Raw genomic sequence first — 14234 nt, forward strand, 5'->3', positions numbered from 1 at the left:
CTGTCAGGGGGTGAGGATGGTGCCGTCGAGGTAATACCAGTCACCCCAAGCGCCGCCCGTGTTGTTGTTGTGGCGCATGATCAGGCGGGGGGCGGAGTTGAACTGGATGCGCCAGCCGACTTGGATGCAGGTGTTGCCCACCTGGCGCTTGGCTTCAATGACATAGCCATCCCCGCCGGGACCAGATGCAATCCGAACTGCTCTCCATCTGCCTACAATCGCGTCCAGGTCAGTCACCGCCTCTGGGTTGACGTCGCCCGTGTTGCCGCCGAAGCCAACCGCCATGGCGCGCGGATATGTCACCTGCGCCGAGCCTGTCGTCTGCCCCTGCGTGACCGCATCCCCGCGCAGGGAGGTTGCAGTTACCTCGCCCAGCCGCGTCGGCGTCAGGATCGGCGCACCAGTCGTCGGGCGCGGCGGAGAGGCGATGCTCACCACCATGTCGGGCGTCCCGTTGGGACCGAAGCGATGCGCAGCCTGGGACGCGCGCGGGAACGTCCCGCTCGGATGCACCATGCCCCAGCGAATCTGCACCTCGGTGGAACCGGGCGGCGGGTCCACATAGGTCATGGCCGAGCGCGACCCGTCGCCATAGGGCGTGAGCTTGCCATAGAAATCGGCCCGCACCCTGTTGCCCGCGACCGTCACCGCGCCATAGCGCGGGCTGTTGCCGCATTGCTCAAGCCAGCCCGAGAAGCTGAAACCGTCAGCCGTGCCCAGGAACAGGCAGGTCGCGGTGCCGCCGTAGTTGTTGTCGCCGTTGCCGGTGCCGTGGAATTTCGCATTGGTGATTTCGATGGCGGAGCAGTTGCCGAACAGCGCCGGGATCACCGCCACGTTGGCATAGCCGGTGCCCTCGCAGCGGAGGTTGGTAAAGCCCACGTTGTCGGTGCGAGACACGCCGGGCGCATGGACCAGCCGATCAACATGCAGCTGCGGCGCGAGGGCCAGCAACGCGTTGGTCACATCGGACGCCGGGGCGTCGGCCACCGTGATGGTATCGCCAGAGTGGGCGATGACGGTGGTGGTCAGCGTCCCCAGATTGGTCATCGCCGCGCCGGGGAAGCGGGCGAAACCCAGCGTCACGAAGCGGCCGACCAGAGACTGCCCAACCGGCGCGGACAGCGTCCATGTCGTCCCGGATGTGGATGCGCGCAGGGCTTCGAAAGAGCCTGTCTGGCCCGTGACGTTGACGCTCGGGGCCTCTGCCAGCGTGATCTGCGTCGGGCTGTCCACGCTGGCGATTTCCGCCCAGAAATTCAGGCGCAGATCGCGGTCAACCTGCCCCGATTGCGACAGGCAGAAGAGCTTGCCAACATGCTGCGCATCGAAAACCGCCTGGGTGGCGGTCACGACCGCGCCGACATTCGAAAACCGGACAGCCGCCGGCATATGCCCAAGCGTGCCGCCGAACTCTGTCGGCTGCCAGCCAGTATTGAACAGGTTAACATCGTCAAAATCGCTGTTGACGACATTCTCCATCATCAGGCTGATGTTGCGCAGGCCGCGCACATGCAGACCGGCGATGCGCAGGTGCTGCATGTTGTAGAGCTTGACCGCGACCGGCTCGGTCCATGACCCAGACCCGACGATGGACCAGCCGCCCTCTATCGAGGATAGATAGGCATTCCCGCCGGATTGCTCCCAGCGGAAAAACACCTCGGGGACGGGATAGGTGATATTGTGGTGCGCCCAATACCCACTGGTTCTAATTGACGCAACGGCCAGCCAATTCTTGATCCGAAACTCGGTGCTGTCGAACCGGAACGAGAAGCGGTTTGCCCCATAGGTCGAGCCGTCCATGTCCCAAAGCGCCTGGCAGGCCGTCTCGCTGAACGCCTCTTTGCACACCGCGAGCCGCAGGCAGGGATAGATCGCGATGGACTGCCGACCGCCGGATTGCGCCGACCAGAACAGCATATCGTCATGCATCTGCCTGATGGCGTCGGTAACCCGGACCTCGTTTTGCCCGGCGATATCGCCCTCTAGCGCGGCCATCATGTCGTCGGGGTGCAGGTAATCCGTGAGATACCACCGTGCAAAATCCCGCCGCGCCTGCACTGCCTGCGCCTCCGTCGCCTTGGCGTCGGCGGCGGTGGCGGTGAGCTGAGCGGTTTCGGCGTCGATGACAGCGCCATCAGCCGTGGCCTTCGCCTCCGTCGCGATGACAACCGCGCTTTCGTCGGACGCGGGAACCCAGACCGCAGCGCCCGTGGTGGCATCCTTGCAAACCCATTCCACGCCGCCCGCTAGGATGCGCGATCCCGGCTCCCAACCGAACCTCTCGTCATAGTCCGGCGTCGGATCTTCCTGCGCGGCATAGTCGTTCTTCCGCAGGCCGGTATCGTTCAGCAGGCCGCGAACGGTAACGAGAGGCGTGCCATTGGCAAAAGTCGGCATTACCAAGTGCCTCCATCATTCCATACGTCGCTGGTGCTGTTCCCGACGATCACGACCCGCGCCCCGGCCCCATAATCGGCGCAGGGGTCCACGTCGCAGCAGTCGCGCGGCTCAGCTTTTCGGATGACCGCCAGGAGCCGCAGTTTGGCGCGGGGACGCGTCATCGGGGCGGGTGTGGCATATTCACCGGCCATTTCCGCCGCCAGCAGGTTCGCCAGCGGCACGAACGCCTCCTGCGGGACGCCGGTAGCAATGTCCCAAGTCGCCTGCGCTTCGTCCCGAACCTCGGCCCAGACGCTGTCCAGCACCATGAGCGCGCCCTGCGCCTGATCTGCGGTTGCCGGCTCATCGCTTGCCACGACGCCAAGCAGCCGCAGCGCGCGCAGGGCAACCTCGTCCCTCGTGCGTTCCATTATTCACCTCATGGCGCTTGGGATGGAGGCCCCGCAGGGCCTCGCACCAAAGCGTCAGCCGTCCAGGGCGGCGGCCACGTAGCCCGTGACCAGCCCATGATCCTTGAAGGCGCCACCGGAGCCGGTTTCGAAGCGCAGCTTGTCGATGCCGCGCACCTCCTTGGTGCCGACACCCTTGCGCTTGCCGTAATCCCAATCGTCGCGAATGGTTTTCGGCTCCATGCCCCACGCCAGACCAAGGGCCTGCGCGCCGCACAGATAGACGGGCTCGATCCGCACCGGGGCGCCCGCAGTGTTGTTGAAGCCCCCGATTTCCGGGATTTCGCGGACGATCACGCCGTCATAGATCAGATCGCCGTCCTGGAAGATGGGGTTGCTCTCCACGTCGCGCGGGCGCGCTTCGCGGTTGGCCTGCTGCATGACCGTATCGTTTTTCAGATCGCGGAATGCCATGGAGCCGGTGAACACCATGAAGTATTCGCGGCCAGCCGAGTTGTTGACCCGCGTCGGGCGAATGTGCGGGTCCGCCGTCTTGGCGATCCGCTTCATCAGCGACAGGATGGACGCCGAAAGCGTCATGCCAGCGGTGATGTTGTTCAGCGCGGTCGAATGCGTGGCGTCGTAGTTCGCCACGGCATTGCCGAACAGCACCCGATCCTCGTTCGCCGCAGTCCACGTGTTTTTCTGTGCCGCGCTGGCGGTGCCATAGGCCACGCCGTTGATCGACCCCAATGCCGTGATCGTGTCGGCGCGCAACTTGTCGGCGGCCCAGGCGGTCAGCGCGTCCTTGGCGGCCTTCATCAGGTCGATTTCGGTCCACTTCTCGTCCACCTCATCGATCACGACCGCATGGCGGAGGAAATCGACGGTGATCTGGTGGTTGAAGTTGCCGAGCGCTTCCTCGTTGCCGGTCAGGACGTTCTTGCCGGTGACACCCGAGCCTTTAAGGCGGGTGATCAGCGGGATGTTGATGGTCTTGCCAACATCGGTCAGCTCACGCTTGACCTGGATGATGGAGTTGGTGCCCGTGCCCATGTAGGGCAGGAAGCCGGATGTGCGCACGTATTCCTGGTAATACTGGCGCAGCCACTTTTGGACGTAAAGGTCCGTATTGAGGACGGTATCAGCCATCGCTCTTTCCTCTTATGGGAGGCTCAGCTTTCCCCGAACAGGGCGTCAAAGCCGGAGCCGACAGGGTTGGAATCCCCGCCCGCCGCTGGCGCAGAGGCCATGGAGCGAGGGGGCGCTTTCGGTTTCGTGGGGGAGAGTTCGGCCATGAGTTCGGCCTTGAGTTCCTCGCGCAGCTTCTCGCGATAGCTGTTCGGATCAGGGCCGATTTCCCGCAACGCCTTTGCCGCGTTGTAGTATTCGACCGCAGCGCCGAACGGATCGGCCGCGCGCATGAACTGATGGCTCATCGGCGCATGTTGTGGATCTTCGAAGAAGTCCACGACCTCCTGAACAAACGCCTCGCCATACTGGCGCTCGGCATATTGCCGGGACAGGTGCATCTTGTGAGCCACGGCCGCAGCAACAATCTGCTGCTGTTCCGCCTGAGCGCGCTCGCCGGGATCTTCGATAGCCTCGATATGCGCGCGCCGCTGCGCCGCCTCCATCTCGGCAATCCGACGCTCAGCCGCCTGACGCTTGGTTCGCTCATCCCTCAACGCCTCATACGGGACATGGCGCTGTTCTTCCTCGGTTTTGGCTGCCGGCGGCTCAGCCTCGTTTTCGCCCGTGGACTCGACCGGCTTTTCAGCCGTTTCGCCTTCCGGTTGCGCGCTCTCCGGTTCAGGGGCTTCCTGTCCCGATGTTTCCGCAACTTCCGGTTGCTCATTGTCCGTTTCGCCAAAGATGTTCAGCACGTCATCCGACATGTTGCGTTCCTCATTGTCGCTGATGGTCACGAAACCGCCCGTTCCCCGGCGGCGGGTATTCGCCCGGTTAGGCCCCGGCGGCGGGCATCGGCAGGCCGAGCGCAGCGGCTATCGCCGTGCTGGTCTGGGCCTGCTGGATCTCGAATGCGGTCTTTTGCGCATCGGTCACGTTCTTGACGGCCTGAGCGCCACGCAACTGCGCCTGCGACTGCGTGTCCATGTCCTGACGCGCCTGTTCCGCCTGCTGGGCGGCCTGCTGAGCCTGTGCGGCTTGCGCGTTGGCCTCTTTCATCTTCTCGATCAGCTTGGCCTTGTCGCGCAGGCTGGACGCCTCAAGCAGCACATCGGGCGGGATCGGCACGCCGGAACCGGCCATCTTGGCAAGCTGGTCGAATTGCTCCTGTTGCAGCGTCACCATGTCGGGCGCGGTGTCGATGATGATATCGACGTCCATTTCCGCGATGCTGTTCGCGATTTGCGGCACGATCTGCCCGGTCTGCGGGTCAACGTCCCAGCCCTGAAACTGGTTGATGCCGACAAATTGCGGGGCCTCGGTTTCCTCTGTGACGCGGATCCAGCGTTCCTCGGTCCAGAACTGCTTCATCCGCGCCCACATCGCGCGGTAGCAGCGGATCGTCCAATCGCGGAGGCTGTCATAGATCGGTGCAAGCTCGGCCATCCCGGCATTCTGCTGGGCCATGATCGCCCTGCCCGACTGCTGGCCGGTCAACTGCCCCAAGAGCGAGGCATTCGGTCCCAGCTTGTCGATTTCTTCCTTGCTCTCGGTCAGCAGAGAGAATTGCGCAGCAATGTCGCCATCGCGGTTCACGACCTCGAACGGCCTCATCCCGCCTTCGCGAGCACCCTCCATAACATCGGGATCGACCTCAACCACCCCGTCAGGCTTGGCAAGCTGGCGCTGGACCTCGCGGGCATCGACCGCGCCCTTGGCAATGACAACCTGCCGGTTGAACAGGTCTTGCAGGATGCGCGAGCGGCGGGCGTTGATTTCGTCCTGCATCGAGATGAGCGAACGAACCACGCCGAAGCGGCAGTTCTTCCTGTCCACATAGCCGGTCATCAGGATGATCGGGCAAGCGGTCTTGCCGTCCTCGTCCAGATACGGCGATTCCTGATGGATGATCGTGCCGCCGCCCGTGAAAACGCAGAGATACCAGACGCCGCGCTGACGGTAATACATCTGAGCCACGCGAACGCGCTTCTGCTTTACGTCCGCCCAGGTAAACGCCTGATCCTCGGGCCGGTCGTCGTAGCTGTTGCCAACGCCCTCCATGGTGGCTTGCAGCAGATCCTCAAGGCTCTCTGCCTCGTTGCCGTCCTGCGGCTGATAATCACCCTCATAAAGCTCAAGCGCCTGATCCAGCGTCATCCAGCGCATCACGCCGAGAAACGTGGCGTCCGAGAAGTCCTTTTCCCGGCTGTAGGGGTCGAAAAAGATATCCTCCCAGCGAAGCCGGTTGATTGCCACTTCCAGCAGGCCGCGCCGTTCTTCCACGACGACCTCAACGCCGCCGTATCCCTCAACCAGCAGGTTCTCGAATGCCTCCGACCGCTTGGCGTCAAAGCGCGTGATATCGTCCACGAACACCAGCGCCTTGGTGGCGATATCAGCCGCCTGTTCATCGCCGGGCGCGCGCGGAAACGCCCGCGGATCGGTGCGGCCGTTCTGCTCGATCCCGATCATCGCATCGATCTTGCGCTGGATACGGTTGTTGACGATCAGCGGGGTCCGGCGCTTGGCGTATTCGGCTTTCTGGGCTGCCGTAAGCTGGTGTCCGCTGTAATAGTCCCGGTCGCGCTCGGACAGATTGCGGTCAGGCTCGGTCAGGTCCGATGCCCGCTGCACCATGGTTTTCAGGGCGGCAAGTTCAAGCATCAAAGCACCTTCCATGCATCTTCGTCATGCTCGACCTCGCGGCGGCGATAGTCTGGCGGCTCGGCCGGCGGCTTGACCGTTGCCTGTTCCCGCCTCGGCCGGCGCACAGGCATTTCCTTGACGGCGAGGTAGCCAATCGCATCGCACGGATGGTCAAAGCCGCCCTCCTTGTCCGGTTCGCCGGTTTTCGGGTTGTAAGCCTGCTGCTCCAACGCCGCCGCCAGCGTCGGGCATGCTCGGCTATTGACGTGCAGCCTTGCGCTTTCAAACGCGTGGTTCACGCTGACGATACGATCCCGAACCGCCGGGTTGCTCGGGTTCACCACAACCTTGAATCCGGCCTCTTTCAGCAGGATCAGATCGGATCGCGATGCATCCACAGTCTTGCGGCTCTTGCCCGAGGCATCGGGGTAGATGCGGATGGGATGGACAGCGAACCGCTCACGCAACACCCGGATCAATTCCGGCGTGTCCAGCACTCCGGCAAGCTCCTGCGCCACGTGGAAGCCATCGACGCGCCGAACGGCAATCGCGCTGAACATCTGGCCCACGTTGAAATCCTGGCCGATGTAAAGCTGTTCGCCATCGCGGATCGTCTCGCCCGTTTCGCAGCGCATCCGGTCATAGCTGCTATAAACCGTGCCGCTGGTCAGGTTGACGAATTGCCCCTCGATATAGGCCTCGATCAATTGCGCCGGATAGCTGGCGCGCAGGCCGTCAATGTAGTCGGACGGCAAGAACGGGTTGGAATAGGTCGGCGCCCGGTAGATCCGGTAATCAGGCGTTGCGTTGACGACCCATCGGTCATGCGTAAAGCGGAAGCCCTCGGGTGTGGTGTAGGCTGCCGCCCTGTTCAGCGCGTCTGGACGGTCTTTCAGCACCTGCCGGTTGCGGGCAATGATCTGGTTCCACGCAGTGCGTGCATGCTCGGTCTTGAGCGTGTCCAACTCGTCAGCATGCGCCCGGAACGTCTCGTAGCCCACGATCCGCTCTGGCGTGTCCATCGTGCGAAAAATGAAGTCACCGAATCCGGGGTGGCTGGTGTAGATCGCCTTGTCCTGCGAGTGCCATTTGTGGCGAATGCCATGCTCGTGCAGTTTGAGTTCGATGCGCGTCACGTTGACCAGCTTGAGCAAGTCGTAGGTCGGCGCGTAGATACCGATCAGCGCCGACCCGGAGTGCGCAGCATCAGCAATTGCCCGCTGCGCCAGCGTCTCGCTCTTGCCGCTCCCGAAACCTCCGACGAAGGCGGGATACTTGGCCTCGCTGACGAAAAAGTCAGCCTGCGGACGCGTCAGTGTCGCTTGCAGGCGCACTTGCGACCCGAATGTCAAAGCCGGTGATCGGCGTCATGCTGCCGTCGCTGGACGAGTGGTCCACCTCCTGACGGGGCTTGCCATAGCCGCGATCCAGCAGGGCATTGCTTGCAGCAACTCGCGCGCTGTGCGGAGCATCGCTGTCTCGCATCACCTCTGCCAGAGTCGCCAGGGCGGCCTCGCCATAGTCCTGCGCAAGCTCGGTGATGCTGGCCTTGCGTTCCGCCGTCGCACGATTGCGGGCGCCAGCAGGACGACCAGCGCCGGGGCGCTTGCCTCCGTGCTTTGCAGCCATCTTGATTTCCTCTTGATTTACCGGGGGTCCACCCACAGCCCCGCCGCCTGCATGGCGATGAGGGACGCGGCGAGGATCAGGGCGAGAAGGATGAGCATGGGATTAGCCTCGGCCTGAACTGATGCCGCGAGCCGCCCTGACGATTGCGTCGGACGCGCCTTGCAGGCCGACGCCGGCAATCTCGGCATCGGCCGAGCCCCTGAGCGCGCGACAGATGGCGTCCAACTCGCTGTCATCCTTGAGGCCCTGCACCCGGATGACGCGATAGCCAACCAGCAGCGCCGGGCCCTCCGGAGTCTCGACGACCTTCGCGAAAGCAAGATCGCCCTTGAATACATCAGCCATTGCGGCCTCCATGAAATGGGGAAACCCCGCGCCGATCTCTCGGGCGGGGCCGTGAACGTGCTCGCCTACGAGCGTAGCGGATTAGTCGTTGAGCATTGCCGGCGAGCGGCGCTCTTGCATCGTCATCTTGCCAAAATGCCTGCGAGGGTTTCCGCAGCAGGGGCCGCTGCACACGACACGGGTGTGCGCCACCTTACCAATGCGCGAGGCGTCAGGCTCTTTCACGCCATGGAACACACGAGAGATAACCGCCGCTTTCGCCTTGGCCTTCTCTTCGTTGTGCCTGCGATACGCAAGACCGCGCATTGTAGCGATCCCCTAGAAACTGACGGTGGCAGCTACCCCACCGGCCACACTTGCGATGTGGACTTTCGAGCATTATCGAATTTCTTGATATTGCTCCAAGTCCGGATGCCTGCGGTGATCAATCCGCGCAGAGCCGGAGACCTGTTGAGCGCGTCCGTGAGATTGTCACCCATCAGGGCTACCCACCTTCGTTCACGCGCGCCGCGCTCAGGAGATGCGATGCCCCACGTCTGGGCCGAACAGCTATATCGCCACAACCTAATGCGCGACCGTGCCTCGTTACATCGCACCGCCAAAGAGCGGAATCGAAAAGGGCGGCCTTCCCCGCCCTCAAGTCGCAACTCCTTGCGATGATGCCAAATTACACGTTTCGGCTATCAGATCAAGCCCTTTGTGGCAGAAACGCCTGAAAGAATGCGCAATGCCTGGACGAATGCGCTGCCCATCGTCGTCAGGACGCCACCGCGCTGCAATTCCCCGCGCAGATACACGCCGTCCCAGATCGCAGACTGTTCATGCGATGCGAGGTGTCCCACGGCGCCATGCCATTGCGTCCACGCCTTCACGGCTGCCGCGTCCTTCTGGTCCTCGGTGCGATAGCTGGGCTTATCGTCGGGGCGAGCCTCGAACCGTTCCGGCATGAATTCCACCTTGCCGCATTTCGCATGCCGGGACCGACCGAGGATGCGGCGGTGATAAACCTCGTCGGCCGCATCCAGCGTCGTGAACGCCTGCCACAGCCGCGCGGCCTCCTTGGGGCCGGTTGCCCCGAGGGCGATGGCTTGGCCTGCCTGATCGCCCATCATCGCCATTCGCATCATGCGGCGGTTCTCCTTGGTGTCGTCCTTGCCCATGTGTGCGCAGCGGGCCTTGAGGACGGTGCGCTGCGGGTCGCGGTCGGCCGTCACCTTGCGCCCGGATTGATACCGCCGTTCGATGGGCGCCAGCTCGGGCAGCCCCTCCGGCGCGGCGGTAAGCAGCGCACGGCGGCGTCGCATGGCAAGCTTTTGGCCTTTTGTGCGAGCCTTGGTCATTTGTCGTCGCCTTCCCATTTCCGCTCAAAGGTCGTGACACGGCTGTTCATTGGCATCCGCAGGACGATCTCCCTCTCAGGCAGCCAGCCACGACGCCGGAAATACCAGCGGGCCAGCGCAGCCAATCCCTCACCGATCAGCACGGCGATGGTGCCGATCCCGATCAGCGTCACCAACGCCCACGCCATCATCACCGCGTCGTCACTCATCCTGCCATTTCTCCTCGTTCACCTGCCTGGTCATCATCCGCTCCTGCTCGTGGTTGTGTCGCCGCTCCGCCTGCCTCGCCTTGCGGGCTGTCTCGCGCTGTGCGGCCTTCTGGCGGCCCGTGAGAGGCTTCCTTCGCTCCGGGCTGTCGTGGGTCGGAAAATCAGCCATTGGCCGCTCCTGACCCGGTTTTTGGCGGTGCCAGCCGTGCTGCGATGGCATCCGCTATCGTCCCGCGCAAATCTGCGGCCTCTCTCGCCAGATCCGAGCGCAGATCGACCGGCAGGGCGTCGAACATCTCCACCATCCTTCCGAGACGCAGGCCGTGCCGACACATCGCTCTGGCGCGGGGCGCGGCGTGCGGCTTGTGGATGCCGGCCTTGGTCATGATCAGGCTGAGGGATGCCTGGCGAATGCCGAGGGCTGCGGCCATGTCGGACTGCCGGTGCCGGGCGTCATTGTGCTGGATGATCCAAGCCAGCCGCTCACCCCAGCGTGGATCGGAGCGGCGGATAGGGCCGCGCAGGTGGGACGGGGCGGTCAGGGTCATGCCGACCTCCTTATCGTCGCGACGACGGTGTTGATGTTCGTGCCGCTCTCGCTGAACGATCCGACCGGCAGGTCATCCCAATGCGGGCGCAGGTCATCCAGCTCGCCATGGTCGTAGCGCGCCGAGGCGGGCAGGATCGCGGTCAGCCGGCCGCCGGGCTTGAGGAATTTCAGCGCGTGCCGCACGTGCTTGGCATAGTGGAGGCCATAGAACGGCGGATTCATCACCACCTGGTCGAAATCGGCGGTCGGCACGGTTTCGAGGAAATTCATCCGCATGACACGGTGCCCCTTGGCCTCGCACAACGCGGCGCGAACCGGGTCCACCTCGCAGCCGATCACATCGGCGCCGGCGGCGCGCAGGGCGTCCATGAAGCGCCCGCAGCCGCAGGACGGCTCCAGAACGCGCTGGCCCGGCATCCGATAGCGCAGGTCGGCCAGCACCCGATCCACCACCGCGGCCGGCGTGGGGTAGTATTGCAGATCCTTGCTGACGGCCGTGCTGGCGCGCTGCCGGGTCGGCCGAGCGTCGTCATCCGGGCAGTCGGGCAGCACCTCGCCATAGTATTCGGCCAGCGCGCGGTTGATGTCGGCCAAGGCCTCGGGGCTGAAATACAGGTGCCCGTTGCCGTTCTGGAACCGCTTGAGCCAGACGCCACGCGCCGGGAAGGTCGCTTCCTCGCGGTGCATGTCCTTCGGTGCAGTCCAGCTGTCAAGTAATCCTTGACCGTTCAGGAGCGCCTCCATCTCGCGATATTCGACCAGCGGCTTGCCCTGATAAGCGGCCAGCGCGTTCAGGATGTCGCGCAGTCGATCCCGGCCCCACGAACCGTAGCCGGCCACGTTATCGAGGATCACGCGCTTGGGCAGGCCCTTCACGCCGATCTTCATCTTCTCGTGCGAGCGGAAAGCAGGATCCAGCCCGCTGAACACCTCGGCCAGCCCGCGCAGTACGCTGCCCCACGGATCGGAAACCAGCTCGCCGAACTGTTCGCGGATGTTTTCGACCGTGAACGGCGGCGGTGCGCTGAACATCTGTTCATAGGCCCGCTTTGCCGAGGCGCTGGCGATCTGCTCCAGGCCATACAGCTCGTAGACATGCCGCCACGCCGATTGGAGCAGCGATTTTTCCAGCAAGCTGGGATAGATGCCCCGGCCGGTGTCCAGCGTGACGTTGCCCCACGTCCCGCCGATGGTGGCGGCTGCCTTGAGGGCGGACCCAGCGTCCTCGAACGCTGCCAGCGCATCGGCCAACGCCGCGCGCTTTGCGTCGTATTCCGCGACGATTTCGGACGGGCGACGACGGCCGGTGCTGATCTCCGTGCCGGTGAAAATGTGAGCTTGTGCGGTCATCCATTCACCTCTGTGCGGTTGGGGGACTTGCGAACCGCGTGCATGACGCTGGTGTGATCCCGGCCCATGACGCGGCCAATCTCGGCCAACGACACGCCGGCATCGTGGGCAACGCGCATCGCCAGATGGCGGGCGGCGACGATCCGGGGGCGGCGGTCATGGCCCATGATGGCGCCGACCGGGACGCCGGATTGCGCAGACACGTCGCGGATGGCGCGAAGGACGGCAGCGCGGCCCGGCTGGGCGGCGATGGCGCGGGCTTCTTCGATCTGCGCCGGGGTCATTCTGCGGCCTCGATACCTGCGATGGTCTTGACCGCCAGCGGGTTGCGAACACCCATCTCGGCCATGATGGCGGCGGCTGCCTCGGCGCTGACGCGCTCCTTCGGAGGCTCGGGAGCCGGTGCCATCGCGGCCTTGACCTGATCGGCGTTCCGGCGGCCCCAGGCGTCGGTCAGGATTGCCAGGATATGACCCGGATTCGGCCGGCGGTTCGGGAAGTCCTTGCGGTGCTTGCGCAGAGCCGCCCGGATGCTCTCGACCGGCCAAGGCTCCAACTCGTCGCACCAGTCGGCCAGCACCGCAGCACGCAGCCCCTGCGCATCGTCGGGCTGCCAGTAGCCGTGCAGGACGACCTCAACCGAAGCCAAAATCTGGGCGCGATGGTGCGCGATTTCGGACGGCTGCATCTGCGATACGTCCAAAGCGGTCATCGGCGGCAGTGTGGCGATTTTGCTGGGGAGATTGGCGGTCATGGTTCGATCCGTTGATGATGGTCAGGCTAGGCTGGATTTCGTCGTTGAAGCGACCGGCGTTGAGGTAGGTGGCTGGGTGAATGGGGCTGGCGTGAGGGTGACTTCGTCGCCATTGCTCGGCCCATGGCCTTGATCGCTCGGTCGCTAACCTCCGGTCCTGCGGAGACAGCTTGCGAAAGGCCTTTTCGGCGTCTTTTTTCGAGATTTTTCCAAGAGGCCAAACGGCCCAGAATTCATCGAATGAAGGGGATGCTGGATCTGGCTCGGCCACATCGGCCCTGGATGCTTTAGCATCCTTCTTATTACCTTCTTCCCTTATTTCATCCTTCTTCTCGTTTGTATCGGCGCTGTATCGCGACTGTATCGCGACTGTATCGGTGGATTTCGCTACGCCCTGATATTCGTCGTAATTACAGATAGTTATTACCGTCACCCCTGTATCGGCCTGGGAACGGATCATCTCCATTTTTTCGAGGCGTTTCAGGTAGCGCTGCACCTTCGGTGCCGTCCATTTCCACGCCCCGGCCAAGAAGCGCACAGACGCAGCGAGCTGACCACGCTCCGTATTCACCACAACGCTGCCGACCCGGCGCGTCCGGGGTTTCCACGACGCTTCCATGATGAGCCATATCCACGCTTCACGCTCGGTCTTTGGCTCATCGGCAAAGACAGCGTGATCGAAGATTGACCGGGCGATGTTTACCGTCCCGCTCATCCGTGAACTACCTTCTCGAAAAGGCGCTCGCGGGCCGTCGCCGCGTCATCGGCGCTTCCAGTCATCGCGACAGACACGAAGGCGGAAATTTCGTCAGCATTGACAAAAAACCATTCGCCTCGGATGGAAAAATCACCGAAGAATTCGTGAAGCCTCACCTCCATTTTCTCTGCCTGAGAACGGGGCATTGGTCCCCACTGGCGGGCGATATAGAGAAAGTATGGATTCCCGGTTTGTATTTGCCTGAGACGCTTCTCTGGCTGGTAGGCGATGCCGATTTTGGTGTGGCAATCGCCCTCTGCCGCGATAACGTAGACATAGGTATCGGCGTTCATGCCTCGGCCTCCATGATGTGAACGATTACGGCGCCATCTCGGCAGGCTTCCCCGCGCTCCAGGGTGATGCGGCGCCACTGGCTGTCATCGACGGCGATAGCCTCGGCCACGGCGTCGAGGCCCTGCTTGCATCGGGACAGCGCGTTATCGAGGTCGAACCGGCGGCGGGACGGCGGGCAGAACGTCACCAGCACGTCAACGGCGATTGCATCGACGGGGCGGATCTTCTCGGCCTCGCACAGCGCCCAGCAGGCCAGCTTGTAGCCCTTGGCTGCGGATGCCTTGCGGCGCCATTGCCCCTGCCCGCTTGCGTTGGGACTGGTGGCGCGGGGCGGCCATGGAAGGATGATACGGGCGAGCGTCAAATCAACTTCTCCTGTCGAGGATCTGATGCACCCGCAGGTAGCGTTCGATCAGCGCCGGATCGCGATTGCAGAC

Annotated in this window: 19 protein-coding genes; all 19 read right to left on the minus strand. The window is 63.5% G+C overall.

Annotated elements, in window-relative coordinates; genetic code table 11:
• Positions 1-3: 3 nt before the first annotated feature.
• Positions 4-2400: a hypothetical protein gene (locus E3U25_RS06615; RefSeq protein WP_116220869.1), complete on the minus strand. Its 2397-nt coding sequence runs from the start codon at positions 2398-2400 to the stop codon at positions 4-6.
• Positions 2400-2813 carry a hypothetical protein gene (locus E3U25_RS06620; protein WP_116220868.1) on the minus strand — a complete coding sequence of 138 codons (414 nt, stop codon included), beginning with the start codon at positions 2811-2813 and terminating at the stop codon, positions 2400-2402. Before E3U25_RS06620 ends, E3U25_RS06615 begins: the two co-directional genes overlap by 1 nt.
• A gap of 54 nt (positions 2814-2867) precedes the next feature.
• Positions 2868-3944: a phage capsid family protein gene (locus tag E3U25_RS06625; RefSeq protein WP_116220867.1), complete on the minus strand. Its 1077-nt coding sequence runs from the start codon at positions 3942-3944 to the stop codon at positions 2868-2870.
• Positions 3945-3967: 23 nt separating this feature from the next.
• On the minus strand, positions 3968-4720 hold the full coding sequence (locus E3U25_RS06630; RefSeq protein ID WP_147304465.1) for a hypothetical protein: 753 nt from the start codon (positions 4718-4720) through the stop codon (positions 3968-3970).
• Positions 4721-4757: 37 nt separating this feature from the next.
• A complete protein-coding gene (locus E3U25_RS06635) occupies positions 4758-6587 on the minus strand; it encodes a portal protein (protein ID WP_116220865.1) in 1830 nt (609 codons plus the stop codon).
• Complete coding sequence (locus E3U25_RS06640) at positions 6587-7903, minus strand: phage terminase large subunit family protein (protein WP_208861514.1); 1317 nt, start codon at positions 7901-7903, stop codon at positions 6587-6589. Before E3U25_RS06640 ends, E3U25_RS06635 begins: the two co-directional genes overlap by 1 nt.
• Entirely contained in the window at positions 7866-8198 is a 333-nt protein-coding gene (locus tag E3U25_RS06645) for a hypothetical protein (RefSeq protein ID WP_208861513.1), read from the minus strand. The genes E3U25_RS06640 and E3U25_RS06645 overlap by 38 nt, the downstream gene beginning before the upstream one ends.
• A gap of 102 nt (positions 8199-8300) precedes the next feature.
• Complete coding sequence (locus E3U25_RS06650) at positions 8301-8543, minus strand: hypothetical protein (protein WP_147304464.1); 243 nt, start codon at positions 8541-8543, stop codon at positions 8301-8303.
• 81 nt (positions 8544-8624) lie between these two features.
• Positions 8625-8849, minus strand: a complete 225-nt coding sequence (locus E3U25_RS06655; protein ID WP_147304463.1) for a hypothetical protein — start codon at positions 8847-8849, stop codon at positions 8625-8627.
• Positions 8850-9226: 377 nt separating this feature from the next.
• On the minus strand, positions 9227-9883 hold the full coding sequence (locus E3U25_RS06660; RefSeq protein ID WP_147304462.1) for a hypothetical protein: 657 nt from the start codon (positions 9881-9883) through the stop codon (positions 9227-9229).
• Positions 9880-10092 (minus strand): hypothetical protein, encoded by a 213-nt coding sequence (locus E3U25_RS06665; RefSeq protein WP_116220862.1) that lies wholly within the window; start codon positions 10090-10092, stop codon positions 9880-9882. Before E3U25_RS06665 ends, E3U25_RS06660 begins: the two co-directional genes overlap by 4 nt.
• Positions 10085-10261, minus strand: a complete 177-nt coding sequence (locus E3U25_RS06670; protein ID WP_166435393.1) for a hypothetical protein — start codon at positions 10259-10261, stop codon at positions 10085-10087. The genes E3U25_RS06665 and E3U25_RS06670 overlap by 8 nt, the downstream gene beginning before the upstream one ends.
• Complete coding sequence (locus E3U25_RS06675) at positions 10254-10640, minus strand: hypothetical protein (RefSeq protein WP_116220861.1); 387 nt, start codon at positions 10638-10640, stop codon at positions 10254-10256. The genes E3U25_RS06670 and E3U25_RS06675 overlap by 8 nt, the downstream gene beginning before the upstream one ends.
• Positions 10637-11992, minus strand: coding sequence for a DUF4942 domain-containing protein (locus E3U25_RS06680; RefSeq protein WP_116220860.1), 1356 nt, complete (start codon positions 11990-11992; stop codon positions 10637-10639). The genes E3U25_RS06675 and E3U25_RS06680 overlap by 4 nt, the downstream gene beginning before the upstream one ends.
• Entirely contained in the window at positions 11989-12276 is a 288-nt protein-coding gene (locus tag E3U25_RS06685) for a helix-turn-helix domain-containing protein (RefSeq protein ID WP_116220859.1), read from the minus strand. Before E3U25_RS06685 ends, E3U25_RS06680 begins: the two co-directional genes overlap by 4 nt.
• On the minus strand, positions 12273-12680 hold the full coding sequence (locus tag E3U25_RS06690) for a hypothetical protein (RefSeq protein ID WP_147304461.1): 408 nt from the start codon (positions 12678-12680) through the stop codon (positions 12273-12275). Before E3U25_RS06690 ends, E3U25_RS06685 begins: the two co-directional genes overlap by 4 nt.
• Entirely contained in the window at positions 12628-13461 is an 834-nt protein-coding gene (locus E3U25_RS06695) for a hypothetical protein (RefSeq protein ID WP_147304460.1), read from the minus strand. The genes E3U25_RS06690 and E3U25_RS06695 overlap by 53 nt, the downstream gene beginning before the upstream one ends.
• Complete coding sequence (locus E3U25_RS06700) at positions 13458-13796, minus strand: GIY-YIG nuclease family protein (protein WP_116220857.1); 339 nt, start codon at positions 13794-13796, stop codon at positions 13458-13460. The genes E3U25_RS06695 and E3U25_RS06700 overlap by 4 nt, the downstream gene beginning before the upstream one ends.
• Positions 13793-14161: a RusA family crossover junction endodeoxyribonuclease gene (locus E3U25_RS06705; RefSeq protein ID WP_116220856.1), complete on the minus strand. Its 369-nt coding sequence runs from the start codon at positions 14159-14161 to the stop codon at positions 13793-13795. Before E3U25_RS06705 ends, E3U25_RS06700 begins: the two co-directional genes overlap by 4 nt.
• Positions 14162-14234: the final 73 nt, after the last annotated feature.

It is taken from the genome of Paracoccus versutus (assembly GCF_029909795.1).
Taxonomy (GTDB): Bacteria; Pseudomonadota; Alphaproteobacteria; order Rhodobacterales; family Rhodobacteraceae; genus Paracoccus; species Paracoccus versutus.

Coding starts and splice junctions, on each gene's coding strand:
- E3U25_RS06620 (WP_116220868.1), bottom strand. CDS start 2,813: ATGGAACGCACGAGGGACGAGGTTGCCCTGCGCGCGCTGCGGCTGCTT.
- E3U25_RS06680 (WP_116220860.1), bottom strand. CDS start 11,992: ATGACCGCACAAGCTCACATTTTCACCGGCACGGAGATCAGCACCGGC.
- E3U25_RS06615 (WP_116220869.1), bottom strand. CDS start 2,400: ATGCCGACTTTTGCCAATGGCACGCCTCTCGTTACCGTTCGCGGCCTG.
- E3U25_RS06655 (WP_147304463.1), bottom strand. CDS start 8,849: ATGCGCGGTCTTGCGTATCGCAGGCACAACGAAGAGAAGGCCAAGGCG.
- E3U25_RS06695 (WP_147304460.1), bottom strand. CDS start 13,461: ATGAGCGGGACGGTAAACATCGCCCGGTCAATCTTCGATCACGCTGTC.
- E3U25_RS06675 (WP_116220861.1), bottom strand. CDS start 10,640: ATGACCCTGACCGCCCCGTCCCACCTGCGCGGCCCTATCCGCCGCTCC.
- E3U25_RS06625 (WP_116220867.1), bottom strand. CDS start 3,944: ATGGCTGATACCGTCCTCAATACGGACCTTTACGTCCAAAAGTGGCTG.
- E3U25_RS06670 (WP_166435393.1), bottom strand. CDS start 10,261: ATGGCTGATTTTCCGACCCACGACAGCCCGGAGCGAAGGAAGCCTCTC.
- E3U25_RS06650 (WP_147304464.1), bottom strand. CDS start 8,543: ATGGCTGATGTATTCAAGGGCGATCTTGCTTTCGCGAAGGTCGTCGAG.
- E3U25_RS06665 (WP_116220862.1), bottom strand. CDS start 10,092: ATGAGTGACGACGCGGTGATGATGGCGTGGGCGTTGGTGACGCTGATC.
- E3U25_RS06700 (WP_116220857.1), bottom strand. CDS start 13,796: ATGAACGCCGATACCTATGTCTACGTTATCGCGGCAGAGGGCGATTGC.
- E3U25_RS06645 (WP_208861513.1), bottom strand. CDS start 8,198: ATGGCTGCAAAGCACGGAGGCAAGCGCCCCGGCGCTGGTCGTCCTGCT.
- E3U25_RS06660 (WP_147304462.1), bottom strand. CDS start 9,883: ATGACCAAGGCTCGCACAAAAGGCCAAAAGCTTGCCATGCGACGCCGC.
- E3U25_RS06690 (WP_147304461.1), bottom strand. CDS start 12,680: ATGCAGCCGTCCGAAATCGCGCACCATCGCGCCCAGATTTTGGCTTCG.
- E3U25_RS06685 (WP_116220859.1), bottom strand. CDS start 12,276: ATGACCCCGGCGCAGATCGAAGAAGCCCGCGCCATCGCCGCCCAGCCG.
- E3U25_RS06635 (WP_116220865.1), bottom strand. CDS start 6,587: ATGCTTGAACTTGCCGCCCTGAAAACCATGGTGCAGCGGGCATCGGAC.